Below are 22,805 nucleotides of genomic sequence, written 5' to 3'. Positions count from 1 at the left end.
TGTGACTGAAACTGCCGGTAAGTTTCACGGTAACACGGTCGCAGCCTTGTGGATTGGCTCAAATGCGCGTAGCGCCGCACGGCCGCGCACGGGATGTGTTGGACGCATGATCTTGGCCGAGGGCTCGACTGTTATTGAAGATCAGGCTGGAAAGCGCCGACGCGGCGTTCGGAGACCGCATCGATGAGAGCTCTTTTCCGTGCAGGCGGCCCGGCGGCGGCGCTGATGAAATCGTTCTGCGCCCTATCATTTGCTTTGTCGCTGACGGCTTGCGGGTCCTCCAATGGCCCATTCGTGCGCCCGCCCGCCGATTCGATCGCGGGTGGACAAAAGAACAACCCCTCGGCCGCAGGAGCGCCCGCCGAGCATATCGGCTCGGGTCCGGTCAAGGTCGCCCTGGTGCTGCCGCTGACGCAGGCTTCCGGCGCTCCCAGCGTCGTCGGCGCGTCTTTGCGCAACGCCGCCGAAATGGCTCTGACCGAGGCGGGGAGCAATGATCTCACCTTGATCGTCAAGGACGATCATTCGACGCCGGATGGCGCGCGCATCGCGGCGCAAGAGGCGTTGGCCGAAGGCGCCGATTTGATCATCGGCCCGCTCTTCGCCCCAAGCGTGCGCGAAGTCGGCCGCCTCGCGCACGGGGCCGACAAATCAGTGATCGCCTTTTCGACCGACGCATCGACCGGCGGCAAGGGCGTCTATCTATTGTCTTTCCTTGTCGAATCCTATGTCAACCGGATCATCGATTTCGCCGCGTCCAAGGGCAAAAAATCGATGGCTGCTCTGATCCCAGAGAATGACTACGGCCGCGTCGCCGAAGCCGCCTTCCAGCAGGCGGCCGCACGCGATAATATTCGCGTCATGACGATCGAGCATTATCAGCCACAGACGCTGGCGGCCGGCGCGCAGAAAATCGCCGCGCTCGGCGATCAGATCGACGCGCTTTTCATTCCCGAACAAGCCGACGCCATGCCGGCCGTCTCCACGGCTCTGACGACGGCTGGCCTCAGCGCCAAAAAAGTGCAGATTCTCGGAACGGGACTGTGGAATGACGCCCGGGTTCTGAAACTTCCCGCCCTGCAAGGCGCCTGGTTCTCCGCCCCTGAAAACGGCGGCTACAACGCATTTTCGGCGCGCTACCACGCCAAATATGGCTCCGATCCGACACGGATCGCAACGCTCAGCTATGACGCGGTGTCACTCGCCGCAGCGCTCGCGCATACACAAGGCTCGCAACGCTATTCGGAAAATGTGCTGACCAACCGCTCAGGCTTCAACGGCGCCGATGGCGTCTTCCGCTTTCTTCCCGACGGCGCCAATGAGCGCGGCCTGTCGGTGCTTGAGATCAACGATGGAATCGCGACGCCGATCAGCCCGGCGCCGCATTCCTTCGCGGGAGCTTCGTGAGGCGGCGATCCAATACGGTCGCCCCGCGCCTTAATGCATGAGGAACATCAGGGCGAAAGAGATGATGACGAGCGCCAGACCCGCGAACAGGACGTAATGAACTGGCGCCCTGTTGGTGCCCTGCCGCGCCTCCGTCTTGTTCCTCACAATGGGAGTCTCGGCGTCCCTCGCGTAGGTATGCTGATCCATCGCAAAGCTCCTCTGATGGTTCCGGCGATCCGGCGAATACGCTTACGCCGCCGCCTGATTGATGGATTGCCGCGCGAGTTGCGTCAGCAGTTCGTCCGTTTTCTTTTCCTCGGCTAGCGTCTCGCTCAAAAGTCGGCTCGCCTCTTTCATGCCAAGCTGGTTGGCCCAGGCGATAAGCGCGCCATAACGCGCGATTTCGTAATGTTCGACGGTCTGCGCCGACGCCACAATGCCAGCGTCGCAAACGCTCGAATCGTCGATTTCCTCCATCGTCTCTTTGGCCTCGGCAAGAATTCCGTCCATCGCTTCGCACCGAACCGACCGCGCCGCAGCGCCGCAGCTCTCGAAAATCTTTTCGATTCGTTCGATCTGTTGCTCGGTTTCCTCGCGGTGCTTTTCAAACGCTTTCTTCAGCTCCGGCGCGGCGGCTCCCTTGGCCATTTTCGGCAGCGATTTATAGATCTGCTTTTCAGCGTAGTAGATATCCTTGAGCGTATGCAGAAAGAGATCGTTCATCGACTTTACGGCCATGCTTCATTCTCCCATATCGATCGGCGCGGCGAAGGCGCTGTGAGCCAAAGGAAGTCTTGAGAGCGGATAAGGTTCATTTCAACGGCGCCGCGCCGGCACTTTTTTCCCTTCGGCGACGGCTCGCGAGCGCGCGCTCGCCGGAAGTCGTGTCGCGCCGCCCGATATCCAGCCGGGTCTTGCGGGTCCCGCCCGCGCTCGAACAAGCGCCGGAACCCGCCTTCGCGGAGCGCGTTCGCGGTCGAACATCCTTCTTCCCCCTTCGCTAAAAGGAGAGTTTTTTGACCCATCGCGTGGATCTCGAAGCCCAGCAAATTCCCAAACCTCCGGCTCCTCCGCAGCCAGCGCCGGCCCCAGACATTTCGCCCGGCAATTTTCCACCGCCCCCAGGTCCTGATATCCCGGCCCCCGACCCACCGCCCCTGCCGGTCGAAAATCCCGGCGATACGCCACTGCCGCCAGTGATTGATCCGGATGCGCCGGACCCGGCTGATCCGCGCACAGTGCCGACGCGCGCGCTCATGTGAATGGCCCGCAACGAGCGTCATCGTTCTCAGCGTCAAGTATAGCTAAGGAACCAATACAACAGCGTGTGAGTTGATTTTCAACTTGCTCAGCCGCGATCCTGCAAAAGGAGCGTCTCATGTCTCTTACGACAATCCTTCTCATAATCCTTGTTTTGATACTCCTCGGCGCCCTCCCCTCGTGGCCGTACAGCCGCAGTTGGGGTTATGGCCCTTCCGGGATTGTTGGAGTTCTTCTGGTCGTGCTCGTCATTGTGTTGCTGACACGTGGCGGCATTTAGCGCAGACTTGGGGCGTGCTGATTTGGTCCTGAGCCGCATTCTTGAAGGCGCCTTGGGTCGCTGGATAAAATGGGAAGCCGTAGTCAACCCTCGCTTGAGCAGCCCGCGTCTGTCACACATTCGGAGTTAATATGACTGACACCAAAATCCTTGAAGAAGCATCGCAAAATCTGAGCGCCGATCTCGCCGCCTTGCGCGACGACATCACAAAGCTTACGGCGTCGGTGACAAAATTGGTCAAAGCCGAGGCTTCGGCTACCTCCGATTCGGTCTATGGCGCTGTCGACGCCGCGCGACAAAAGCTGTCCGACAGCGCGTCCGACGCCAAGCATCGGCTCGCTGGCGCAAGCTCGGATCTCGAAGCCACCATCGAGCGCAATCCCCTGATCGCGGTTCTCATCGCTCTGGCAACAGGTCTGATTATCGGATTGCTGAGCCGCGCACGCAAATGAACCCCTTGATCAAGCGGCTGGCGCATGAGGCGGTCGCTCCGCTGGAGGAGATGCTTGCGCGGCTGATCCGGACGGCCGCCCTCATCGCCATGGCGACGGGCTGCGCCATCGCAGCCTCGGTGTTTTTGACGGTTGATCTCTTTCTCTATCTACAAGGATTATGGGGCTCGCTGGCGGCCGCCTCGTGCGTCGCGGCGCTCTATCTCGTCGGCGCTATCATATTTCTCGTGCTGGCGCTGCGGCGTCCTTCGCCCGCTCCATCCGCAACTGCGCCTTCCGCGACCGTCGCGAGCGCCACCCCTGTCGTGGCTGCGGCGTCCGTCGGAGCCCAAGCGGCGCCGCCATCCCCGCCCAATGCGGCATTCGCCGCTAACATCGACGCCGCCGTGGCTCCGGTGCTGGGCGTATTGCGCGAGGCCGGACTTGAAAAGGAGGTTATCGCCATCGAGGCGGGCGCCGAAGTCGTCAAGCAATTGAACCCATTTTCACTTGTCGCTTTCGCCGTCGGCGCCGGCGTGTTCCTCGGACGAACGCTCGGCACGAAACGAACGCTGTTTTGAACATCGAGGATTGAAAGAAAAAGGATCGATTCGGCTTGCGCCGAATCGATCCTGGAGCTTTCCGCAGCGCGCTTAAACGAGCGCGCTTTTTGATTCTGGTTCGTCCTTGCGATGCGATTTGCGATCGAAAAACAGCGCCTGGCTGATAACGGCTTTGAGGCTGTCGACGCCGAACGGCTTGGTGATGAGGAAGGCCGGCTCCGGCGGCGCGCCGGTCAGGAATCTCTCGGGATAAGCAGTAATGAAAATCACCGGCACTGAGAAGGACCCGAGGATTTCATTGACCGCCTCAAGGCCAGAACTGCCGTCGGCGAGTTGAATGTCCGCGAGGATCAGTCCGGGACGTTCCTTATTGACGGCCTCGACCGCTTCGCGGTGAGTCCGCGCCACGGCGATGACCCTGTGGCCCTGCTCCTCGACCAAAGTCTGCAAGTCGAGCGCGATGAAAGGCTCATCCTCGATGATCACGACGTCGGTGCGAATCTGATTGGCGATCTCCTTGCCGGCGGCGTCGATCAAAGCAGCGGCTTCGTCGATCGAACAGACGAGGGTCGCCGCGACTTCGGCGGTGTTAAATCCTTCGAGCGAACTCAGGAGGAATGCAATGCGCGGGCGTAATGTAATGGCCTCCAGATTGCGATGAGCGCCGACCTCGTCTCCGGAGAAGCCGATGTCGTCGACGTGGTCATTAACGGAGACGGAGCTCCACACCTTCAGGAAAAGCCTGTACAGCGCAGTGCGGACGTCGAGCTCTTTCTCAAATGCCGAGGGATCCGCAACAATTGCCTCGAGAGTCGCAAGCACATAAGCATCTCCGCCAGCTTGTGATCCCGTCAGAGCGCGAGAAAATCTGCGCAGATAAGGGATATGCGAGGAGATAGCCTGAGATATCGACATCAATTAAGCCCCTATGGACATCTGCGCCGCTTGAAGCGGCTTCTTCACAAAAATCCCAAGTCTCAGAAAAGGTTCCCCGATCCCGGAACTTTGTGCGGCGCGAAGCGTTCGAACACCGGGGCTTGGCAGGTTAACAGGATTTGCGGCTTCGGAATTGATTTAGCAAGACATCAGACAAAAATACGGCCATGAAGATTGCATCGTAATCGCCGAATGTCGGCAATATAAAGGCCGCGTGAGGGGAAATGATGAGCAACGGTGAAAACCGCAGCAAAGGTGACCCGGTGACGAAAATAACGAAGTCGCGCGCAGGAATCATGAAGGGGGCGGCAATTCGTGAGAATGACGACTCCGAATCGGAAGATGATATGTTCAGATTCAACCATTGTGCAGAAGGAAATGTCGTTTCCGCGCCACGGTCGAGAAAGCCTTCCGCCAAACCGGACATCGCTGATCAGATCGGGCTCGGATTGCGCAGCGTTTATAATGACGTCCTGTCGCAGCCGGTCCCTGACCGGTTTTTCGATCTTTTAAAGCAGCTCGAGCGCGCTCCCGGCGCACAGTTGAAGAAGGATGCTCCGTGACAGTTGAGGAGAAGGACCTTCTCGAAGACGACGATGCGGCGGATGCTCCCGTCGATCATGTAGCGAGCGCTCAAATGACGGCCGACATTCTCGCCGTCATTCCCAATTTGCGCGCCTTCGCAGTGTCCTTATGCGGCAATCTCGATCGCGCGGACGACCTTGTGCAGGAAACGCTCGTCAAGGCCTGGAGCAAGCTCGGCTCTTTCGTCGAGGGCACCAACCTGCGGGCCTGGCTCTTCACCATCCTGCGCAACATCTATTATTCCGAATATCGCAAGCGGCGCAGGGAAGTCGCTGATTCGGACGGCGCGATTGCCGGAAAGCTCGCGACAGCGCCGGCGCAGAACAGCCACATGGACATGCTGGACTTCCGTGAGGCCTTGCAACAGCTTCCGACGGACCAGCGCGAAGCCTTGATACTTATCGGCGGCTCCGGCCTCTCCTATGAAGAAGCCGCGGGCGTGTGCGGCTGCGCCGTTGGCACGATGAAGAGCCGCGTCAACAGAGCCCGCAGCCGGCTCGCTGATCTTCTGTCGATCAGCTCCAGTAGCGAGTTCGGAGATGACGGTGATTGGCAGGCGGTCGATCCCATTCTCGTCGGCCAGCGTTATTCGCGCGGCGGCGGCGATTGAAATGCCTCGCAGCCGGCTCGGCGAACCGGCTGCGCCGACGATCTCTCGCCTCATGGGCTGAGCCCAACCTCGGCGCGATTTGTGAAAGATTCGCTTTGATGCTGACAGCCTCGGCGCGGCGACATGCGGCGAACCCTCGCCGAGCATGATGGCTGACATCGTCGAGAGCCAATTCATGATATGTATCTGAATTTCGTGGAAGATTGCGTGAAGCCAACGCGACTATGTTTCCCTCTGCCACGCACTCGCGAGTGACAGAAAAACGCCGAAAAGACGATTGGGGGGAAACATGCCTAAGCTTGCAACGTTATGGCTGTCTGCGCGCGCATGCGCAGCGAGAGCAAGATCTTCTGCGAAAACTGGAATGGCGCTGGGGTTGGTGGTCGCCGCGGGGGCGCTGATGGCGCCGATGCAGGCTGACGCAAAGAACCCGCTACGCGTCGACACTAAGGAAGGCCCCGTTCGCGGCTTTCTCAAGAACGGCATAGCCGAATTCCTTGGCATTCCCTACGCCGAACCGCCGGTCGGCGATCTACGCTGGATGCCGCCGAAAAAGCACGCACACTGGTCCAATGTTTTGAAGGCCACCGCCTTTGGACCGCAGTGCGCCCAGATTGTCACGCTCGGCTTGTTCGCCGGGCCGCCGAACAACAATGAGGACTGCCTGTATCTCAACGTTTACTCGCCGAACGTCGATCCCGCTGCGAGAGAAAAGCTTCCGGTGATTGTCTGGATCCACGGCGGCGGCAATGTTGACGGCGCGAGCGACGGCTATGACGGCTCGAAGCTCGCGGCGGATGGCCACACGGTCGTCGTCACCATCAACTACCGGCTCAGCTTGCTTGGCTGGATCGCGCATCCGGCGTTGGACGCTGAGGGCCATCCCTTCGGCAATTACGGCCTGTTGGACCAGCAGATGGCGCTCAAATGGGTGAGGCGCAACATCGCCGAATTCGGCGGCGATAAAAACAATGTCACGCTCGGCGGCCAGTCTGCGGGCTCCCTCGACACGCAAGCCAATATGGTGTCGCCACTCGCCGCGGGGCTGTTCCATCGGGCGATCTGGGAAAGCGGCGTCCAGGAGCCGGCGCCATTGGCGTTCGCCGAAGCGCATGGAACAGCCTTCGCCGTCGCGGCCGGCTGCGGGTCGGGGGCGGACGCCGCCACCGCCAAATGTTTGCGCAGTCTAACTGCGGCGCAGATCATGAACCTGAGCGTCAGCGGACCTTACAGCACGACTAACGGCGTGATAGCGGACGGCCAGATCTTGCCAGCGAACGGGATTAGGGCCGCCTTCAAGAATGGTCAATTCAACCATGTGCCCGTCATCAGCGGCTCAACGCACGACGAAGGCAACTTCGGCTTGGCGATCACGGAATATGGCGAGAATCCTCGAGTGCCATTTACGGAGGCGGACTTCGTAAATCTGGTCAAGAGCACCTATACCGGCAACTCCGGGCCCGCTGGCTCGCCTCCGCCCTATCCGGTCGGCGTCGTCGACAAGGTTCTCGCTCACTATCCCCTTTACGCTTACCCGACGCCACAATTGGCGATGGATGCGGTCTCGACGCAAGGGAGTGTGTTCTTCCCTTGCACAACGCGGCAAATCCTTAAATCAATCGCCAATCAAGTGCCTGTCTACGCCTATGAGTTTGATGACCAAACAGCTCCGTTCTACTTCCCCAAGATGCCAGGCTTCCAGCCACTCGCGTATCACACCTCCGACATTCAATATCTATTTCCTCTGTGGCACGGCGGCGCGGACGGCATTCCTCATCCTCTGAACAAGATGCAGCAGGCCCTCTCGGATCAGCTTGTCACAGCCTGGACGAACTTTGCCTGGACCGGGAATCCGAACGGACAAGGAAACAGCCCGTGGCCGCGTTATCGGCTCCAGCCCAATAAAGCTTATTATCTTTCGGAGAACATCCCAGTCCTCTCGACCATGTCGGACGCCGAATACGCAGCCGCCAACAAGTGCGATTTCTGGGACACCATACTGAAGTAGCGCCGTGAGCCTGGGCAACCATGTCGTAAGAGAGCGTTAAAGCCTGCTGCGACCGGACTTCACAATATCGACTACAGCCTTGGACGGCGACGTCCGACCGAGGCTGTAGTCAAAACGACGTTCAAGCGACTCTCACTCCCAAATCCGTGGCTATGGGACAGGCCAGAGCTCCACCTCCTAGTATGGGCTTTCGATGGCTGTCAGGTCCACCAGGGGTCAAGTCTCGCTTCAGTTTGGCAGCCAGCCGGCAAAGACGGCGACCAAAAGGAAAATTCCGATCAGCGCGCGATAGGCGACGAAGGGCCACGCCGAAAACCGCTCGAGGATGCGCAGGAGCCCCCAGATTGCGCCGAAGGCGGAGATCGAGGCGATGACCAGTCCAAATGCCAGGATCGACCAGCCATGCGCGTCGAGATGGGCTTTGTGAAGCGCCCAAAGTTCATGGAGACCCGCGGCGGCGATCGCTGGAATGCCAAGCAGGAATGAAAAGCGCGCCGCCTCGTCCCGTTTGAAATCCCGGAACAGAGCGGCCGTCAGGGTCGAGCCGGAGCGCGAGACGCCGGGGATAAGCGCTCCGACCTGCGCGACGCCGACGACAAGGGCGTCGGTGAGCGTCGCGTGCTCGACGGTCCGCTTTGGTCTCGAGTAGAGCTCGGCAAGCGCCAGCAGCACCGCCATGACGACGCATGACAAGCCGATGACAGTAAGACTGCGCAATGGAGAGCCGCAGGCGTTTAGGATCGGCGCCAGCAAGACGCCGGCAATGACGATCGGGATCGTCGCCAGAATGATCCAGGCGGCAAAGCGAAAATTCCAGTCGGAGAAATCGCGCCGCAGAGCGGCCTCGACCGAACCGAAGACGAGACCACGAACATCGCTCCAGAAATAGCTGATCACGGCGGCGAGCGCCGCGATCTGCATCGCCGCGGAAAACGCCGAGCCCGGATCCCGCCAGCCCAAAAGCGCCGGAACGATTCGCATATGGGCCGTCGAGGAGATCGGTAAAAGCTCGGTGATGCCTTGAACGACGCCAAGAACGCCGACCTTGGCGTATCCAAGGGCGACGAAGCCAGTATCGAGCCCTTCAGTGCAGGCAGATGCCATCTTTGGTATCCCCGAGGTTTGCGTGGCGCGATCGAACGCGGATCACGTCCGCTTCCGTTTTTCCAGTTTCCGCGAAGAAGATCAATGCAGAGCTAATGGCGGCGGCGGCTTTGCGGCAAAACGGAGAATTTTAGCAAAAACGGCATCGAGGCTGGCTCAAAGGCGCAAGTTGCGGCAAAACTGGTCAGGCCGCGCTTTGCCTTGAGGATCATGGCGAAAGCGGGAAACGCTCCGGCGCATGGGTAGACAGTTTGATGCGCAAAATCTCCATTCGGCGGCGCAGAAATCCGGCGATCAACCCGTCATGGCGCCCCCATCTGGGACGTTTGGCCGCGGCCCTGCTGACGCTGAGCTTTTCGCCGGCGCATTGCGGCGTCCGGCTGCTCAGTCCAGGCGACGCGATGCTCCCGCTCAACGCTTTTCCGCAGATGATGGAAGCCTCGCCCGACGCCGGCAAAGCGCCGAAGCTTGATCGCATCCGGGTCGCTCTCTCCGCCGGCGACGCCAGCCTGCTCGCGGGGCTGAAGCCGCAGGCGGCGCCTTTCGACATTGTCGCGGCGTCGGAGGGCCCAGACCTCATTTTTGATCCGGGCTCGCGCGAGGCGATCTCGAAAGGCGAGATCATCGCCTATGACGTCGGCGCGGATGATTTGCCCGACGTGATCGATCGAATGGCTCTCGCAGACGGCCTTGCAAAGCTCGCGGCGGCGCGGCCGCAATCGATCCGGCTCTCCCCCAGCGGGACAGTCCGGCGCAAGGGCGACAAAGTCGAAGTCGAACTCGGCGATATGCTCCGCCGGGCGCTCGTTCTTTTCACCGTCAGCGGCGATGGCGTCGTGCAGGCGCTGTACCCGATTGGCGCTGATGCGCGCGTCATTACAACGCCGACATTCGCCTGGACCTTTCAGGTGCGCGAGCCGTTCGGAACCGACCTCATCGTCGCCATCACAGCCCCGCAGGCGCTGGACGCGCTCGATCGCGGGGTCGAGGAGCTCAGTCATTACCGCAGCGCGGGCGAAGTCCTGAAGATGATCGCCCTCACCGCGCCGCCCGACGCGCGCATCGGCGTCGCAGCGCTGCTCAGCGAACCCTAATCATCAAAGCGTTCAGGCTGCTTCTCCGGCTGTTTCTCGCCGGCCCGCATCAAGGCGGCGTTCAATTCGCCGCCGAAGATGAATATTGCGGCGATCATATACAGAAAGACCAGCGCGATCATCACCGAGGCGAGGCCGGCGTAGGTCGTCACATAATTGCGCGCGAATTCCGCGAGATAGGAGCCAAAGATCGCTCCGACGACGACCCAGAGGCCAAAGGTAAACACGATGCCGGGTATGATATCGAGCAGCTTGCGGCGTCCGGCCGGCAGAAATTTGTGCACGATGACAAGCGCCAGCAGCAAGACAAGCGTCGCGATGCCGAAGCGGCTCAGAGTGACAAACCTGTCGAGCGGCTCGATATGGGGCGCAAAACGCAGCGCGATGTTCCAGGTCAGAGGGGCGAAAACGACGAGCAGCGTCAGCGTCAGCAGCGCAACGGCGCCGACCAGCACGTAAGCGATGGATTCGAGGCGCAAGACATACCAGGGCCGCATCTCCTTGACGTCATAGGCGCGGTTCAATCCGATCCGCAGCGCCTCGACGCCGCTCGATGAAAAATAGATCGACAGAACGACGCCAAGCGTCAACAAGCCGCCGCGCGCCTGTGTCAACACATTGTGAACTTCGCTCGCAAGGGGCTTTGCGACCTGGTCGGGCCAGGTTTGAAAAAGAATCTGCACCGCTTCGCTGGCGAGGCTTTCGGAGCCGAGGAAGCCGGCGAGCGCGGTGACGAAAATCAGAAACGGGAACATCGACGTCAGGATCGACAGAGCGATATGGCTCGAGATCGCCCAGCCGTCATCCTGCAGGAAGCGCGTGATGGCGTCATAGACAATATTAAAAGCTGATCGCATTTTGCTGAAAGTCCCGCCGCCTCGAAGCGATCATGAGCCAAAAAGCCGCAAGCGCGCCACGCCGACATTCATCTCAAAGAGGCGCGCCGCAAAGGAAGCCGCGTTTTCCCTGCGGTCTTCCGCAGCGGAGCGCGAGGGGCCTTTGCAACATGCCCTCTGCTCTTGAACAGCATGTGTCAAATGTTCTAGATTCGTTCCCAGTATTGGCGCGAATCGGTCAGCACCCTTCATGGACCGCCTTGTCTTGACGCTCAATGGCGCGCCGATCGCGGTCTCGCATTTGCTGCTGGCCGCGGCGGCGCTTGCGCTTGGTCTACTCGTTTTCATGGCGGCAAGCGCCAGCCGGGCGGCGCATCAGCGCAGGCTCGAGGCTGCGAGCGCGGCGGAGCGTCAGCGCGAGATGGAGCGCGTCATGGCGATCCTCGCGCGGCAGAATGCGGAGCTGTCAGGCCGCGTGCGCAGCGTCGCCGAAACGCTCGGATCGCGCCAGTCGGACCTTGCGCGATTCGTCGCCGAGCGCCTCGACGCGGTCGGCGCGCGCGTCGGCGCCGGGGTTGAAGCATCCGGCAAAACCGCTGGCGAGCAGCTGGCGAAACTGAACGAGCGGCTGGCGGTCATCGACGCCGCGCAGGCGCGGCTGACGGGACTGACGCAGGAAGTCGTCGGCCTCAAGGACATCCTCGCCAACAAACAGGCGCGCGGCGCCTTCGGACAAGGCCGTCTCGAGACGATCGTCAAAGACGCCTTGCCTCAGTCGGCTTACGCCTTCCAGCACACACTCTCCAATCGAATGCGCCCTGATTGCGTCATCCGGCTGCCGGGCGATTCGCGCCTGATGGTAATCGACGCGAAATTCCCGCTCGAGGCATTCACCGCGCTCAAGGCGGCGGTCGACGCGGAAGCGCGCAAATATGCGGCGGCGCGGGTGCGCGCGGACGTCGGAAAACATATCAAGGATATCGCCGAGCGCTATTTCCTGCCTGACGAAACCCAGGACATCGCGCTTTTGTTCGTGCCGGCGGAATCACTTTATGCCGACATCAACGAGCATTTCGACGACATCGTTCAAAAGGCCCACCGCAACCGCATCATCATCGTCTCGCCCTCGCTCCTGATGATGGCGGTGCAGGTCATGCAGGCGATCGTGCGCGACGAGAGAGTGCGCGAACAGACGCATATCATTCAGGCGGAGGTGCGCCGTCTCGTCGACGACGTCGCAAAGCTGCGCGCCCGCGCGACAAAGCTCGGCGCACATTTTCAGAACGCGCAGGAGGATGTGGCGGGGCTTCTCGCCGCCGCCGACAGGATCGCCAAATGCGGCGAGCGCATCGATCAGATGGACTTTGCCGAGGCGGCGGACATCACTGGCGTCGAAAAGCTCAAAGCCGCCGAATAACGCATGGCCGCCAAGCTTGAAAGCCTGGCGAACCGCATCCTGGACCGGGCATGCTCCGGGTTACTTCGCCTTGGGCTGCCAGAAGCCGAGCGTCGCGCCCGTCGGATCTGTGATGATTGCGAGCGAGCCCGCGTCCATGACCTCCATCACCTCATGGCAGATCGTCGCGCCGAGCGATTTCGCCTTGGCCGTCGCCGCCACAACGTCATCGACCAGCACATAGGGCATCCAGGCTGACGGCATTCCGGGCGTTGGCGCTTGCATCATGCCGCCGCCCGTGCCCTCGCCGACCTTGATCATCGTATAGGTCATTCCGGGTCCGATTTCCTGATCCGTCAGCTCCCAATCGAACAGGCCCTGATAGAAAGTCTTGGCTTTATCAATATCGGTCGTCGTCAGTTCGATGTGCACGAAAGGATTGGCCATGTTTCCTCCTTGACGTTATCGATCCCGGGTTCTTGTCGCGTCCTGGTCTCTTCTCCACGCGCCGCGCCTCTGGAGGAGGCTTCGGCATAAAGAAAGCACCGGGCAAACGCGAACCGAAGCAAAAAGTCACAGGAAAGGTTTTTTATGCCCGGAGCCGAAGCCGCATGACGTCGATAAAGCCCAGGCGGCCGCACGATCAAAGCGCGGCGGTTTATTACGTAATTCTGATCACCGCGACATTTCTGATGGCCTCGAGCTTCATCGCCGGCAAAATCCTGCTCGCGGACGGCGTTCCGGCTTTTCTCCTTGTCGGCTGGCGCTTCGTGCTCGCGGCGCTGGCCGCGGCGGTGGTTTTGCGCAGCCGCGCGGATCATTTTTTCGCCGCTCTCTTTCCGTCCCGGTTTGGCTTTTCCGATTGGGCCACCGTCGCCGCGATCGGCATTCTGCAGACGGCGCTCGCCATGGGTCTTTTGTTCTGGGCGATGGAGACGATTTCCCCGCCAAGCGCCGCGATCCTGCTGTTCACAAATCCTTTATGGGTCGCACTGATCGGCCATGCCGCTCTCGATGAAAAACTGTCCCGCCTGAAAGTAATGGGACTGGCTCTGGGGATCGCCGGCGTCGGCTTTGCGCTGGGCGGCGCGTTCAGCCTCAACGCTGACGCCATCGGAGGCGAATTGCTGGCTCTCCTCGCCGCGCTTTCATGGACGGCGTCGACAATCGTCAACAGGCGCGCGCGGCTGCCCATCGATACATGGGCGCTGACTTTCTGGCAGATGCTGGCCGGGGCGCTGGCGTTGCTGTGCGTCGCTTATGCGCGCGGCGAACATTGGCCGGCGCATCTATCCGTCGCGGCCTTGGGCTGGTTTTTCTGGCTCGCCATCCCCGGATCAACGGTCTCGTTCGGGCTCTGGTTTCTGGCTTTGAAGCGCGGCGGCGCGACGCGTTCGAGCTCCTACCTTTTTCTCGCGCCGCTGTTCACGGTCATTCTCTCAACGCTCGTGCTACGCACCACCATCACCGCCCCGCAGGCGCTCGGCGGCGCGCTAGTCGGCCTCAGCCTCTGGCTCGTCAATCGGACGCCGCGCAAAGAGGAGAAAGAACTTAGCGCGGCGCGCGGCTAAACAAAATCGCATTCCGCTCTTTAAGCCTCTCGTTTTGACGCACAACTTTGATCCGAAAATTCCGCAACTTTTCGGAGTCATGCTTTTGAGCAGAACGCGTTCATGGGGAATCGCATTCCGCTCTTTAAGCCTCTTTTTTGACGCCCGACTCTGATCCGAAAAGTCTGCAACTTTTCGGCGTCGTGCTTAAAAATCCGTGCGCGCGCGGATCGCCGCGGCGAGCGTGCCTTCATCGAGATAGTCGAGCTCGCCGCCGACCGGAACGCCATGCGCGAGGCGCGTCGTCTTGACATTGAAATGCGCCAGCAGGTCGGTGATGTAATGCGCGGTCGTCTGCCCGTCCACCGTGGCGTTGACGGCAAGAATCACCTCGCGGATTTCGCCCCGCGCCACACGTTCGGCAAGGCTCGCGAGGTTCAAATCCTTTGGTCCGACCCCATCGAGCGGCGACAAGGTTCCGCCAAGCACATGATAGCACGCGCGCAAGGCCGCGGCTCGCTCCAGCGCCCAGAGATCGGCGACCGTCTCGACGACGACCAGCGTCGCGGGATCGCGCCGCTCATCCCGGCAGATCGTGCAGGGATCTAGCGTATCGACATTGCCGCACACCGAGCAGGTGACGATTTTTTCCCGCGCCACCTGCATCGCCTCCGTAAGCGGCCCAAACAGCTCCTCGCGTTTGCGGATCAGATGCAGCGCGGCGCGGCGCGCGGAGCGCGGCCCCAGCCCCGGCAAGCGCGCGAGCAACTGGATCAGCCGCTCGATTTCAGGCCCCGAAACGCGTTCTCCCACTACGGCGCCGCCCCTAAAAAGGCAGTTTCATGCCAGGCGGCAGAGACAGTCCGGCGGTCATGCCCTGCATCTTCTCTTCCATCAGACGCTCGGCCTTTTTGCGCGCGTCCTCATGCGCGGTGATAATGAGGTCTTCGAGGATCTGTTTCTCCTCCGCTTTCATCAGCTGGTCATCGATGGCGACGTTCCTCAGCTGTCCCTTGGCGCTGAGCGTGACGCGGACCATGCCTCCGCCCGATTGTCCTTCAACCTCGAGACGCTCCATCTCGGCCTGCATTTCCTGGATTTTCTCCTGCATGGCCTGGGCCTGCTTCATCAATCCCAACATGTCGCGCATTATTGAACCTCTTTCTTGATCGGCGGCTGATGGATGCTTTGAAAGGTCGCTGGTCACTGATCGGCCTCGATCGCGTCGTCATCCACGAATCCGATGTCTTCGTCATCGGATTTCGCGGCCTGCGGTACAGCCGCCGGCGCCGCCTCCTCCGCCGCGCGAACGGCGACGATCTCGGCGCCGGGAAACACTTCAAGCGCGCGGCGCACGAAAGGATCGGCGCGCACGCCATTCATTGCCTCCTGCGCCCTGGCGTCCGCCACCTCTCTCAGGCTTGGCGCACCGGCTTCGTTTGAGACAGCGACCATCCAGCGCCGTCCCGTCCATTCCTGCAATCGGCGCATCAACGTCTGCGCCAGCTGCGGCGAAGCGCCGGGCGCCGTCGAAAATTCGATGGAGCCATCCTCGAAACGCACCAGCCGCACATCTCGTTCGAGCGCGAGCTTCAATTGGATGTCGCGATGTTGCGCGGCGAGCGCGACGATCTCTTCGAACCGCTCGAGCCGTGGCGCTGGATCGGCCGTCTCCCGCTGCGGCGCGAGCGCCCTCGCCGCGCCGGACGATCGAACGGCGCCCGCGGCAAGATCCCGCACCGGCCGCGCCTGAGCCGAGCCTGGCGCGGCCGCCGGCGGCGCGGCGGCTCCTGAGCTTCCCCCGCTCTTGCCGGCATCGCTCTTGCCGGCGTCCCCCGGCGCCGAAAAATTATGGGTCAGTGACGCCAGCTTGCGCAAAGCCTCGTCCGGAGTCGGCAGATCCGCCGCATAAGCGAGGCGCACCAGAACCATATCCGCGGCGGCGAGCGGGCGAGCGGAGTCCTTGACTTCCTGCAAACCTTTCGAGAGCAATTGCCACACTCTCGACAAAACCGACATCGGCAGATTCTCGGCGAAGCTCATGCCGCGACTGCGTTCGTCGGGAGTGATGGCGGCGTCATTGACCGCCTCCGGCGCGAGCTTCAGCCGCGTGACGAGATGCACGAATTCGGCAAGTTCGATAAGGATGGCCGCAGGATCCGCGCCGCTGTCGTAAAGCTCTTTCAGCCCGCCAAGAGCCTGCGCCATCTGCCCTTGCATCAGGCTTTGAAAGAGATCGATGATCCGGCCGCGATCGGCAAGGCCGAGCATGGCGCGCAACGTTTCGGCGGCGATCAGCCCCTGCCCCAGCCCCTGCCGTTGCCCCGCGGCCGGTCCATGCGCGATCGCCTGATCAAGCAGCGAGAGCGCATCCCGCGCCGAGCCTTCCGCCGCGCGCGCGATCAGGGCGAGAGCCTCGTCTTCGATGGCGACGCCTTCCTTGGCGCAGATGCCGCCGAGATATTTGATGAGCACGCCGGCCTCGATCCGGCGCAGGTCGAATCTCTGGCAGCGCGAGCGCACCGTCACCGGCACTTTCTCGATTTCGGTTGTCGCAAACAGGAATTTGACGTGGTCCGGCGGCTCTTCCAGCGTTTTCAAAAGGCCGTTGAAGGCCTGCTTCGAGAGCATATGCACTTCGTCGATGATGTAGACTTTTGTCCGCGCCATGACCGGGCGGTAGCGCGCCCCTTCGATGATCTCGCGCACGTCGTCGATGCCGGTGTGGGAGGCGGCGTCCATCTCGATGACGTCGACATGGCGCGATTCGATGATCGCCTGACAATGGACGCCGAACTCCGGCATATCGATCGTCGGGCGCGTCACCGCCGCGCGGCCCTCCCGCGCGGGCAGCTCATAATTGAAGGCGCGCGCCAGAATGCGCGCCGTCGTCGTCTTGCCGACGCCGCGAACCCCCGTCAGAATATAGGCCTGATGAATGCGATCGAGGTCAAAGGCGTTGGAGAGCGTCCTGACCATGGCCTCCTGGCCGATCAGATCCTCAAAACCCGCCGGGCGATATTTTCGGGCAAGAACGCGATAGGGAGCGGCGCTTTGCGTCGGGGCGTCTAACGGCAAGGCCGCCGGAGTCGAAGACCCCTCGCTCATCGCCGCATCGCTTTGGCCGTTCGCACCGTCGATGCGATCGTCTTGCATCGCCAAGACCCGTTCAAGAGCAGACCCGTTCAAGAGGCATAGACGGCCTGAACGAAGTCAGCCGTTGGACGCTTTGCGTTCGGCGCGGCGGCGGCCTCGGTCGCTGCGGCGCATTTTACAAGGTGGGAGGCTGGACAGAGACCCGCCCGGTCTCGTTAGGGCTGCTTCCTTCCGGACCTGACCCGGTTGGCGAGTGGTGCGTCCACCGCCAACCTCCCGCCCCCTATTTGGACCGCCGCCGCAAATTTCGCAACCTTTTTGGATAGGAGACAAATATTCGTCTGCGCTGATTCGCGCAGGATTTGGCGACGGGGGCGGAAAGGCTTAAGTTCTCCCGCAGATGGCCCCGGCCTCACGCCAGACCCTTCCGGTTCAGTCGCATCGGATCCTGGTCCAGTTCTTTGTTTTCTCGCTATTTCTGCAGGCGACCCGGCATAGCCCTCGCTTGAAAATGCTCCAGTCGAGGACGACCCATGCACGGCAGCGCGACCAATCCACCTCACGTCAAGGACCGCTCGGCGTCCGCGGGATTTGCCCTCAATCCGCTGAACCGTATGTCGATGCGCCGCCAAGACGCCGCATTTCTCGAACAGATGAGCCGTTCGGAGACTGCGCGCACGCTGGTTTTTTCCGAGGACCTGCCGATCGTGAAGCGCGGCCCCGGCGGGTTCGATCCCTTTTTTACCCTCGCCGAGGCGGCGGAGCTTGGCAAAATCCAGGAAACCGCCTTCCTTGGCTGCGACGAGGAGCTGGCGCTGTTCGCCAGCCTCATTGAGCGGTCGGAGGACGCCCCGGCCGGCGAGAAGATCGCCTTCATCGACATTCGCCTGATCGCGACGCAGGGCCTCCTGCCGGCCGAGGTCGTCGGTCCGCTCGGCGAAGCCAAGAGCCTTTTGTCATGGCACGTGCGGCACCGTTTCTGCTCGAACTGCGGCGCGCCGACGAGATCCCTCGCCGGCGGCTGGCGCCGTGGATGCGACCGTTGCGGCGCGCAGCATTTCCCGCGCACTGATCCCGCCGTCATCATGCTGATCGTCGATGGCGAGGACTGCCTCCTCGGCCGACAGGCGGCTTTCGCGCCAAAGATGTATTCCTGCCTCGCCGGATTCATGGAATCGGGCGAGACGATCGAGGACGCCGTGCGCCGGGAAGTGGCCGAAGAGGCGGGAATCGCCGTGGGCCGGGTTGATTATCTCGCCTCTCAGCCTTGGCCCTTTCCAAGCTCGCTGATGATCGGCTGCATCGGCGAGGCCCTAGGCCGCGATCTTTCCCTTGACGATAAAGAGCTCGAGGACGCGCGATGGTTCCGCCGCGACGAGGTGCGCCGGATGCTCGAACGGACGCATCCTTCCGGCCTCACCTGCCCCTCCAAAGTCGCTATCGCGAACCTTCTGCTGACGGCCTGGGCCTATGACGACATCCCCTTCGAGATCAGGGGAGCGGCAAGCCTTTGAGCGAAAAGCCTTTGAGCCGCAAGGCCCTGACCTTGTTTTCCGGCGGCCAGGATTCGACTACATGTCTTGCTTATGCGCTCGAGCGCTATGACCATGTCGAGACGATCGGTTTCGACTACAATCAGAGACATCGCATCGAACTGAGCCAGCGCGCCGTCATCCGCGACGCATTAACGCGCGAATTTCCGGCCTGGCGCGAAAAACTCGGCGAGGATCACCTCGTCAGCATCGCGGCGCTCGCTGAAATCTCGACCACCGCGATGACGCATGACGTCGCCATCGTCATGGACGAGCGCGGCCTGCCGAATACTTTCGTGCCCGGCCGCAATCTCATGTTTCTCACCTTTGCCGGAGCGCTCGCCTATCGGCGCGGCCTGACCCGCATCGTCGCGGGCATGTGCGAAACGGATTTTTCGGGCTATCCGGATTGCCGCGACGATAGCGTCAAGGCGATGCAGCTCGCTCTCAATCTCGGCATGGACGCACGATTCAACGTGGAAACGCCGTTGATGTGGCTCGATAAGGCAGACACCTGGCGCCTCGCGGAGCGTCTTGGCGGCAAGCCGCTGATCGCAATTATTCTGGAGGACACCCACACCTGTTATCTTGGAGAGCGCGGCGTCCGGCACGATTGGGGCTATGGTTGCGGCCATTGCCCTGCCTGCGAGCTGCGGGCCAAGGGCTGGCGCGAATACGCGTCAGGCTGAGCGGGATGCTGTGTGAAGGCTTCGACGGCCTCGCTCACTGATCACGCCCATAGTGCTTATCGCGATATTCATGCTCGGCCAGGGCCTCAAGCGTATCGCCGAGGCAGCTCAGTATCATCGCCCATTCATTCGGCGCCAATCTTCCCTCTCACTTTACCGGGAAGACTCAAACAAGCGGTGAAGGATTGCGATGAACGACTTCTTCCGTGACATTGCTATATTTGAAGATAATTGGCGTAAGCGGCCAGCTCTCGACGGCGCCGTCCCTCATGCTTGGCTGCAAACGCCTCTTCCATCGGCGTTGCTTTTCTGTATAAGGAGACGACGCGATCCTCGCGCATCCAGATAGCGCCACCATGCTGGACGACATCCCGGCACGGCTGCGCTTTTGGTCAATCCCCTCCATAAAGCCAGCGGCGCTAAAGGCGAGCGCGGGCCGTGGTCATTTTGAAAGGTCTACACGATGTCGATCACGCCGGAGCGCAAACAGACGCTCGTCAAAGAATATGCATTGAAGGCTGGCGATACAGGTTCGCCCGAAGTTCAGGTCGCGATCCTGACCGAGCGGATCGTCAATTTGACCGAGCATTTCAAAACCCACGTCAAAGACAATCATTCGCGCCGTGGTCTCTTGAAGCTCGTCTCGCAACGGCGACAGTTGCTGGACTACGTCAAGGCTCACGACGAGCCGAGATACAAATCGCTGATTGAACGTCTCGGCATCCGGCGTTAAAGCATGATCGGTCGAAGCGCAGGAGCGTTTCGGCCAGGACCGCGCCTTCGCGCTTAGCTGACAGGCGAAGGCCTTGGCGGCGCGGAGCGGCTGGAGCGGCGCCCCTGTTACAGAGCGCCGAAATGCCCGGGCCGTGGTGGAAGAGCCTCGGCGGGGCGACCTTGAGCGCGGCGGCGGCGGAAAAAGGATGTTCTAGATCATCTCCTTTGGACCGCCGCTTCGATCGTCGCCACAGCGGCTAGGCTTTGAACAGAACATGCATTGAAACAGGATGTTAGAAAGCATATCCGGATCTATATCGTAGCCATTATGCTTTGAAGCGGACGGGCGGCATGGGGCCGTTCGCCGGCGTTTGGCGAAGACAAACGCGCCATGGCAGGATCGCCAGGCGCTGTCCTTGGGGCATTTTCAGCGCCCCTCCGACAGCCTCTTGCCGTCTTGCTCTGGCTAGTCTTCGCCTTTCAAATCAAGAAAGACGAACAAATGTTTGATATTCATCGGGAAGAATTGGATTGGGCCGGGCGGAAGCTAGTGCTTGAAACGGGCAAGATCGCGCGTCAGGCAGACGGAGCAGTGCTCGCCACCTATGGCGAAACCACGGTTCTCGCCACCGTGGTTTCGGCCAAATCGCCGAAGCCCGGCATCGATTTTTTCCCGCTCACCGTCAATTATCAGGAAAAGGCCTTTGCCGCCGGACGCATCCCGGGCGGCTATTTCAAGCGGGAGGGCCGCCCGTCCGAAAAAGAGACGCTGGTCTCGCGCCTGATCGATCGCCCGATCCGCCCTCTTTTTCCGGATGGTTATCGCAACGATACGCAGGTTGTCGTGACCGTGCTTTCGCACGATCTCGAAAATGATCCGGATATCTTGTCGATGGTTGCGACTTCGGCCGCGCTGACGCTGTCCGGCGTTCCGTTCATGGGTCCGGTCGGCGCGGCACGCGTCGGCTACATCAATGGCGCGTTGAAGCTCAACCCGACCATCGACGAACTGAAAGAATCAGCTCTCGACCTTGTCGTCGCCGGCACGGGCGACGCCGTTTTGATGGTCGAATCGGAAGCAAAAGAACTCTCCGAAGCGCTCATGCTCGAGGCCGTCATGACCGGCCATCGTGGCTTCCAGCCGGTGATCGACGCGATCATCCGGCTCGCGGAAAAAGCCGCCAAGGAGCCGCGCGATCTTGTCATCACAGATAAAAGCGAGATCGAGGCGGCGGTGCGCCAGATCGCCGAGGAGGAGCTGCGCGAAGCCTATAAGATCACGGCCAAGCAGGATCGCTACAAGGCCGTCGACGCGGTGAAGGCGAAAGTCGCCGGCGAATTGTTTCCGGATGGCTCCGAGCCGCGCTTCTCGAAAGAACTCGTCAACGAAGTCTTCCACGATCTGCAAGCCAAGGTGGTGCGCTGGAACATCCTCGATGCCGGCATAAGGATCGACGGACGAGATGTGAGGACGGTGCGTCCGATCCTCGCCGAAGTCGGCATTTTGCCGCGCGCCCACGGTTCGGCCTTGTTCACGCGCGGCGAGACGCAGGCTCTCGTGGTCGCGACTCTTGGCACCGGCGAGGACGAGCAGTTCGTCGACAGCCTGGAAGGCACCTATAAGGAGCGCTTCCTGCTGCATTACAACTTCCCTCCCTATTCGGTCGGCGAGACCGGACGCATGGGATCGCCGGGACGTCGCGAGATCGGTCATGGCAAGCTCGCCTGGCGCGCGATCCGCCCGATGCTGCCGACCGCCGCGGAGTTTCCCTACACGATCCGTATCGTCTCGGAGATCACCGAATCGAACGGATCCTCCTCGATGGCGACCGTCTGCGGCTCGTCGCTGGCGCTGATGGACGCCGGCGTTCCTCTGAAACGGCCGACCGCCGGCATCGCCATGGGGCTGATCCTTGAAGGCGAGCGCTTCGCAGTGCTCTCCGACATTCTCGGCGACGAGGATCATCTCGGCGACATGGACTTCAAGGTCGCCGGCACCGAAGAGGGCGTCACTTCGCTGCAAATGGACATCAAGATCACAGGCATCAACGAGGAGATCATGCGGGTCGCCCTCGACCAGGCGAAGGCCGGGCGGCTGCACATTCTCGGCGAAATGTCCAAGGCGCTAACAGGCGCGCGCGCCGAACTCGGCGAGTTTGCCCCGCGCATCGAAACCCTGAAGATTCCGACCGACAAGATCCGCGAGGTGATCGGCACCGGCGGCAAGGTGATCCGCGAGATCGTCGAAAAGACCGGCGCCAAGATCAATATTGAGGATGACGGCACGGTTAAGGTCGCCTCATCCGACGCCAATTCGATTCGCGCGGCGATCAACTGGATCAAATCCATCGCCAACGATCCGGAAATCGGCCAGATCTATGAAGGCACCGTCGTCAAGGTTGTCGATTTCGGCGCGTTCGTAAACTTCTTCGGCTCAAAGGATGGCCTTGTTCATATTTCGCAGCTCGCCAAAGGGCGCGTCGCGAAATCCTCCGATGTCGTGAAGGAAGGCGAAAAGGTCAAGGTGAAGCTGCTCGGCTTCGATGACCGCGGCAAGGTTCGCCTCTCGATGCGTCTCGTCGACCAGGAAACCGGCGAAGATCTCGAAGGCAAGGAGAAGGCCGAACAGCAGGAGGCCGCGGGCCAATAGGCTGCCTCTCCGGAAAGTCTGCAACTTTTCGGCGTCATGTTCTGGCTGACACATAGAGGGCGCTCTTTGGAGCGCCCTTTTT

General features: G+C 61.2%; 24 protein-coding genes and 1 other RNA gene. 15 read left to right on the top strand and 10 right to left on the bottom strand.

The genetic code is table 11. From position 1 onward, the window contains the following. The first annotated feature begins 183 nt into the window (after nucleotides 1–183). Entirely contained in the window at nucleotides 184–1,407 is a 1,224-nt protein-coding gene (locus SIN04_RS04140; protein WP_341264235.1) for a penicillin-binding protein activator, read from the top strand. A gap of 30 nt (nucleotides 1,408–1,437) precedes the next feature. Here the strand turns inward: SIN04_RS04140 and SIN04_RS04135 are convergent, their stop codons facing one another. Together SIN04_RS04135 and SIN04_RS04130 are read right to left on the bottom strand one after the other, a co-directional pair. Next, entirely contained in the window at nucleotides 1,438–1,596 is a 159-nt protein-coding gene (locus SIN04_RS04135) for a hypothetical protein (protein ID WP_341264234.1), read from the bottom strand. Between the two features lie 42 nt (nucleotides 1,597–1,638). Beyond that, nucleotides 1,639–2,127: a ferritin-like domain-containing protein gene (locus SIN04_RS04130; RefSeq protein WP_134486389.1), complete on the bottom strand. Its 489-nt coding sequence runs from the start codon at nucleotides 2,125–2,127 to the stop codon at nucleotides 1,639–1,641. A 278-nt stretch (nucleotides 2,128–2,405) separates the two neighbouring features. Between SIN04_RS04130 and SIN04_RS04125 the strand changes: the two genes are divergently transcribed. From SIN04_RS04125 to SIN04_RS04110, 4 genes are all read left to right on the top strand, one after another. Further along, nucleotides 2,406–2,651 (top strand): hypothetical protein, encoded by a 246-nt coding sequence (locus SIN04_RS04125; RefSeq protein ID WP_341264233.1) that lies wholly within the window; start codon nucleotides 2,406–2,408, stop codon nucleotides 2,649–2,651. 116 nt (nucleotides 2,652–2,767) lie between these two features. Further along, entirely contained in the window at nucleotides 2,768–2,929 is a 162-nt protein-coding gene (locus SIN04_RS04120) for a DUF3309 family protein (protein ID WP_134486387.1), read from the top strand. A 131-nt stretch (nucleotides 2,930–3,060) separates the two neighbouring features. After that, on the top strand, nucleotides 3,061–3,381 hold the full coding sequence (locus SIN04_RS04115; protein ID WP_134486385.1) for a DUF883 family protein: 321 nt from the start codon (nucleotides 3,061–3,063) through the stop codon (nucleotides 3,379–3,381). Next, on the top strand, nucleotides 3,378–3,941 hold the full coding sequence (locus SIN04_RS04110) for a hypothetical protein (protein WP_134486383.1): 564 nt from the start codon (nucleotides 3,378–3,380) through the stop codon (nucleotides 3,939–3,941). Before SIN04_RS04115 ends, SIN04_RS04110 begins: the two co-directional genes overlap by 4 nt. Nucleotides 3,942–4,013: 72 nt before the next feature. Here SIN04_RS04110 and SIN04_RS04105 read toward each other — a convergent pair whose 3' ends face one another. Continuing rightward, a complete protein-coding gene (locus SIN04_RS04105) occupies nucleotides 4,014–4,838 on the bottom strand; it encodes a response regulator (RefSeq protein WP_134486381.1) in 825 nt (274 codons plus the stop codon). Nucleotides 4,839–5,083: 245 nt separating this feature from the next. Here SIN04_RS04105 and SIN04_RS04100 point away from each other — a divergent pair, with 245 nt between their 5' ends. The 3 genes from SIN04_RS04100 (at nucleotide 5,084) to SIN04_RS04090 (ending at nucleotide 8,062) form a co-directional block, all read left to right on the top strand. Beyond that, nucleotides 5,084–5,422, top strand: a complete 339-nt coding sequence (locus tag SIN04_RS04100; RefSeq protein WP_341264232.1) for a NepR family anti-sigma factor — start codon at nucleotides 5,084–5,086, stop codon at nucleotides 5,420–5,422. A gap of 74 nt (nucleotides 5,423–5,496) precedes the next feature. Beyond that, on the top strand, nucleotides 5,497–6,054 hold the full coding sequence (locus tag SIN04_RS04095; protein WP_134492249.1) for a sigma-70 family RNA polymerase sigma factor: 558 nt from the start codon (nucleotides 5,497–5,499) through the stop codon (nucleotides 6,052–6,054). A 364-nt stretch (nucleotides 6,055–6,418) separates the two neighbouring features. Further along, complete coding sequence (locus SIN04_RS04090; protein ID WP_244605660.1) at nucleotides 6,419–8,062, top strand: carboxylesterase/lipase family protein; 1,644 nt, start codon at nucleotides 6,419–6,421, stop codon at nucleotides 8,060–8,062. Nucleotides 8,063–8,290: 228 nt separating this feature from the next. On the opposite strand, the gene SIN04_RS04085 is transcribed toward SIN04_RS04090, so the two are convergent. Next, nucleotides 8,291–9,166, bottom strand: a complete 876-nt coding sequence (locus SIN04_RS04085) for an undecaprenyl-diphosphate phosphatase (RefSeq protein WP_134486375.1) — start codon at nucleotides 9,164–9,166, stop codon at nucleotides 8,291–8,293. 254 nt (nucleotides 9,167–9,420) lie between these two features. Between SIN04_RS04085 and SIN04_RS04080 the strand changes: the two genes are divergently transcribed. Continuing rightward, the gene (locus SIN04_RS04080) at nucleotides 9,421–10,260 is read left to right on the top strand and encodes a hypothetical protein (protein ID WP_134486373.1); all 840 of its coding nucleotides are present in this window, start codon (nucleotides 9,421–9,423) and stop codon (nucleotides 10,258–10,260) included. On the opposite strand, the gene SIN04_RS04075 is transcribed toward SIN04_RS04080, so the two are convergent. After that, complete coding sequence (locus SIN04_RS04075) at nucleotides 10,257–11,117, bottom strand: YihY/virulence factor BrkB family protein (RefSeq protein WP_134486371.1); 861 nt, start codon at nucleotides 11,115–11,117, stop codon at nucleotides 10,257–10,259. The two genes, SIN04_RS04080 and SIN04_RS04075, sit on opposite strands and share 4 nt — an antisense overlap. 229 nt (nucleotides 11,118–11,346) lie before the next feature. Between SIN04_RS04075 and SIN04_RS04070 the strand changes: the two genes are divergently transcribed. After that, on the top strand, nucleotides 11,347–12,513 hold the full coding sequence (locus SIN04_RS04070; protein ID WP_134486369.1) for a DNA recombination protein RmuC: 1,167 nt from the start codon (nucleotides 11,347–11,349) through the stop codon (nucleotides 12,511–12,513). 60 nt (nucleotides 12,514–12,573) lie between these two features. Here SIN04_RS04070 and SIN04_RS04065 read toward each other — a convergent pair whose 3' ends face one another. Then, nucleotides 12,574–12,939, bottom strand: coding sequence for a VOC family protein (locus tag SIN04_RS04065; protein ID WP_134486367.1), 366 nt, complete (start codon nucleotides 12,937–12,939; stop codon nucleotides 12,574–12,576). Between the two features lie 164 nt (nucleotides 12,940–13,103). Between SIN04_RS04065 and SIN04_RS04060 the strand changes: the two genes are divergently transcribed. Beyond that, the gene (locus SIN04_RS04060; protein WP_134486365.1) at nucleotides 13,104–14,063 is read left to right on the top strand and encodes a DMT family transporter; all 960 of its coding nucleotides are present in this window, start codon (nucleotides 13,104–13,106) and stop codon (nucleotides 14,061–14,063) included. A gap of 186 nt (nucleotides 14,064–14,249) precedes the next feature. Here the strand turns inward: SIN04_RS04060 and recR are convergent, their stop codons facing one another. From recR to ffs, 4 genes are all read right to left on the bottom strand, one after another. Further along, the gene (gene recR / locus SIN04_RS04055) at nucleotides 14,250–14,855 is read right to left on the bottom strand and encodes a recombination mediator RecR (RefSeq protein WP_134486363.1); all 606 of its coding nucleotides are present in this window, start codon (nucleotides 14,853–14,855) and stop codon (nucleotides 14,250–14,252) included. Nucleotides 14,856–14,868: 13 nt separating this feature from the next. After that, a complete protein-coding gene (locus tag SIN04_RS04050; protein ID WP_134486361.1) occupies nucleotides 14,869–15,192 on the bottom strand; it encodes a YbaB/EbfC family nucleoid-associated protein in 324 nt (107 codons plus the stop codon). A gap of 53 nt (nucleotides 15,193–15,245) precedes the next feature. Next, nucleotides 15,246–17,198, bottom strand: a complete 1,953-nt coding sequence (locus tag SIN04_RS04045; protein WP_134486359.1) for a DNA polymerase III subunit gamma/tau — start codon at nucleotides 17,196–17,198, stop codon at nucleotides 15,246–15,248. A 121-nt stretch (nucleotides 17,199–17,319) separates the two neighbouring features. Next, nucleotides 17,320–17,416: signal recognition particle sRNA small type (gene ffs / locus SIN04_RS04040), an RNA gene on the bottom strand. Between the two features lie 255 nt (nucleotides 17,417–17,671). Between ffs and nudC the strand changes: the two genes are divergently transcribed. The 4 genes from nudC to pnp all read left to right on the top strand — a co-directional run bounded on the left by nudC (nucleotide 17,672) and on the right by pnp (nucleotide 22,723). Next, complete coding sequence (gene nudC, locus SIN04_RS04035) at nucleotides 17,672–18,652, top strand: NAD(+) diphosphatase (RefSeq protein WP_134486357.1); 981 nt, start codon at nucleotides 17,672–17,674, stop codon at nucleotides 18,650–18,652. Next, nucleotides 18,649–19,359 (top strand): 7-cyano-7-deazaguanine synthase QueC, encoded by a 711-nt coding sequence (gene queC / locus SIN04_RS04030; protein ID WP_134486355.1) that lies wholly within the window; start codon nucleotides 18,649–18,651, stop codon nucleotides 19,357–19,359. Before nudC ends, queC begins: the two co-directional genes overlap by 4 nt. A 463-nt stretch (nucleotides 19,360–19,822) precedes the next feature. Beyond that, nucleotides 19,823–20,092 (top strand): 30S ribosomal protein S15, encoded by a 270-nt coding sequence (gene rpsO / locus SIN04_RS04025; RefSeq protein WP_134486353.1) that lies wholly within the window; start codon nucleotides 19,823–19,825, stop codon nucleotides 20,090–20,092. A 483-nt stretch (nucleotides 20,093–20,575) separates the two neighbouring features. Further along, nucleotides 20,576–22,723: a polyribonucleotide nucleotidyltransferase gene (gene pnp, locus SIN04_RS04020; RefSeq protein ID WP_134486351.1), complete on the top strand. Its 2,148-nt coding sequence runs from the start codon at nucleotides 20,576–20,578 to the stop codon at nucleotides 22,721–22,723. The last annotated feature ends 82 nt before the right edge of the window (nucleotides 22,724–22,805 follow it).

The organism is Methylocella tundrae, assembly GCF_038024855.1.
Lineage (GTDB): Bacteria > Pseudomonadota > Alphaproteobacteria > Rhizobiales > Beijerinckiaceae > Methylocapsa > Methylocapsa tundrae.
The sequence above is the reverse complement of the archived record's forward strand: the minus strand, read 5'-3'. Positions and strand labels throughout refer to the sequence as shown.

Excerpts from the sequence above, each read along its gene's own strand:
- SIN04_RS04110 (WP_134486383.1), top strand. The coding sequence starts at position 3,378 with ATGAACCCCTTGATCAAGCGGCTGGCGCATGAGGCGGTCGCTCCGCTG.
- SIN04_RS04095 (WP_134492249.1), top strand. The coding sequence starts at position 5,497 with ATGACGGCCGACATTCTCGCCGTCATTCCCAATTTGCGCGCCTTCGCA.
- SIN04_RS04090 (WP_244605660.1), top strand. The coding sequence starts at position 6,419 with ATGGCGCTGGGGTTGGTGGTCGCCGCGGGGGCGCTGATGGCGCCGATG.
- SIN04_RS04070 (WP_134486369.1), top strand. The coding sequence starts at position 11,347 with ATGGACCGCCTTGTCTTGACGCTCAATGGCGCGCCGATCGCGGTCTCG.
- SIN04_RS04100 (WP_341264232.1), top strand. The coding sequence starts at position 5,084 with ATGATGAGCAACGGTGAAAACCGCAGCAAAGGTGACCCGGTGACGAAA.
- SIN04_RS04085 (WP_134486375.1), bottom strand. The coding sequence starts at position 9,166 with ATGGCATCTGCCTGCACTGAAGGGCTCGATACTGGCTTCGTCGCCCTT.
- SIN04_RS04140 (WP_341264235.1), top strand. The coding sequence starts at position 184 with ATGAGAGCTCTTTTCCGTGCAGGCGGCCCGGCGGCGGCGCTGATGAAA.
- pnp (WP_134486351.1), top strand. The coding sequence starts at position 20,576 with ATGTTTGATATTCATCGGGAAGAATTGGATTGGGCCGGGCGGAAGCTA.
- SIN04_RS04075 (WP_134486371.1), bottom strand. The coding sequence starts at position 11,117 with ATGCGATCAGCTTTTAATATTGTCTATGACGCCATCACGCGCTTCCTG.
- SIN04_RS04065 (WP_134486367.1), bottom strand. The coding sequence starts at position 12,939 with ATGGCCAATCCTTTCGTGCACATCGAACTGACGACGACCGATATTGAT.
- SIN04_RS04115 (WP_134486385.1), top strand. The coding sequence starts at position 3,061 with ATGACTGACACCAAAATCCTTGAAGAAGCATCGCAAAATCTGAGCGCC.
- SIN04_RS04135 (WP_341264234.1), bottom strand. The coding sequence starts at position 1,596 with ATGGATCAGCATACCTACGCGAGGGACGCCGAGACTCCCATTGTGAGG.
- SIN04_RS04050 (WP_134486361.1), bottom strand. The coding sequence starts at position 15,192 with ATGCGCGACATGTTGGGATTGATGAAGCAGGCCCAGGCCATGCAGGAG.
- SIN04_RS04120 (WP_134486387.1), top strand. The coding sequence starts at position 2,768 with ATGTCTCTTACGACAATCCTTCTCATAATCCTTGTTTTGATACTCCTC.
- SIN04_RS04130 (WP_134486389.1), bottom strand. The coding sequence starts at position 2,127 with ATGGCCGTAAAGTCGATGAACGATCTCTTTCTGCATACGCTCAAGGAT.
- SIN04_RS04080 (WP_134486373.1), top strand. The coding sequence starts at position 9,421 with ATGCGCAAAATCTCCATTCGGCGGCGCAGAAATCCGGCGATCAACCCG.
- SIN04_RS04060 (WP_134486365.1), top strand. The coding sequence starts at position 13,104 with ATGACGTCGATAAAGCCCAGGCGGCCGCACGATCAAAGCGCGGCGGTT.
- SIN04_RS04105 (WP_134486381.1), bottom strand. The coding sequence starts at position 4,838 with ATGTCGATATCTCAGGCTATCTCCTCGCATATCCCTTATCTGCGCAGA.
- nudC (WP_134486357.1), top strand. The coding sequence starts at position 17,672 with ATGCACGGCAGCGCGACCAATCCACCTCACGTCAAGGACCGCTCGGCG.
- rpsO (WP_134486353.1), top strand. The coding sequence starts at position 19,823 with ATGTCGATCACGCCGGAGCGCAAACAGACGCTCGTCAAAGAATATGCA.
- SIN04_RS04045 (WP_134486359.1), bottom strand. The coding sequence starts at position 17,198 with ATGCAAGACGATCGCATCGACGGTGCGAACGGCCAAAGCGATGCGGCG.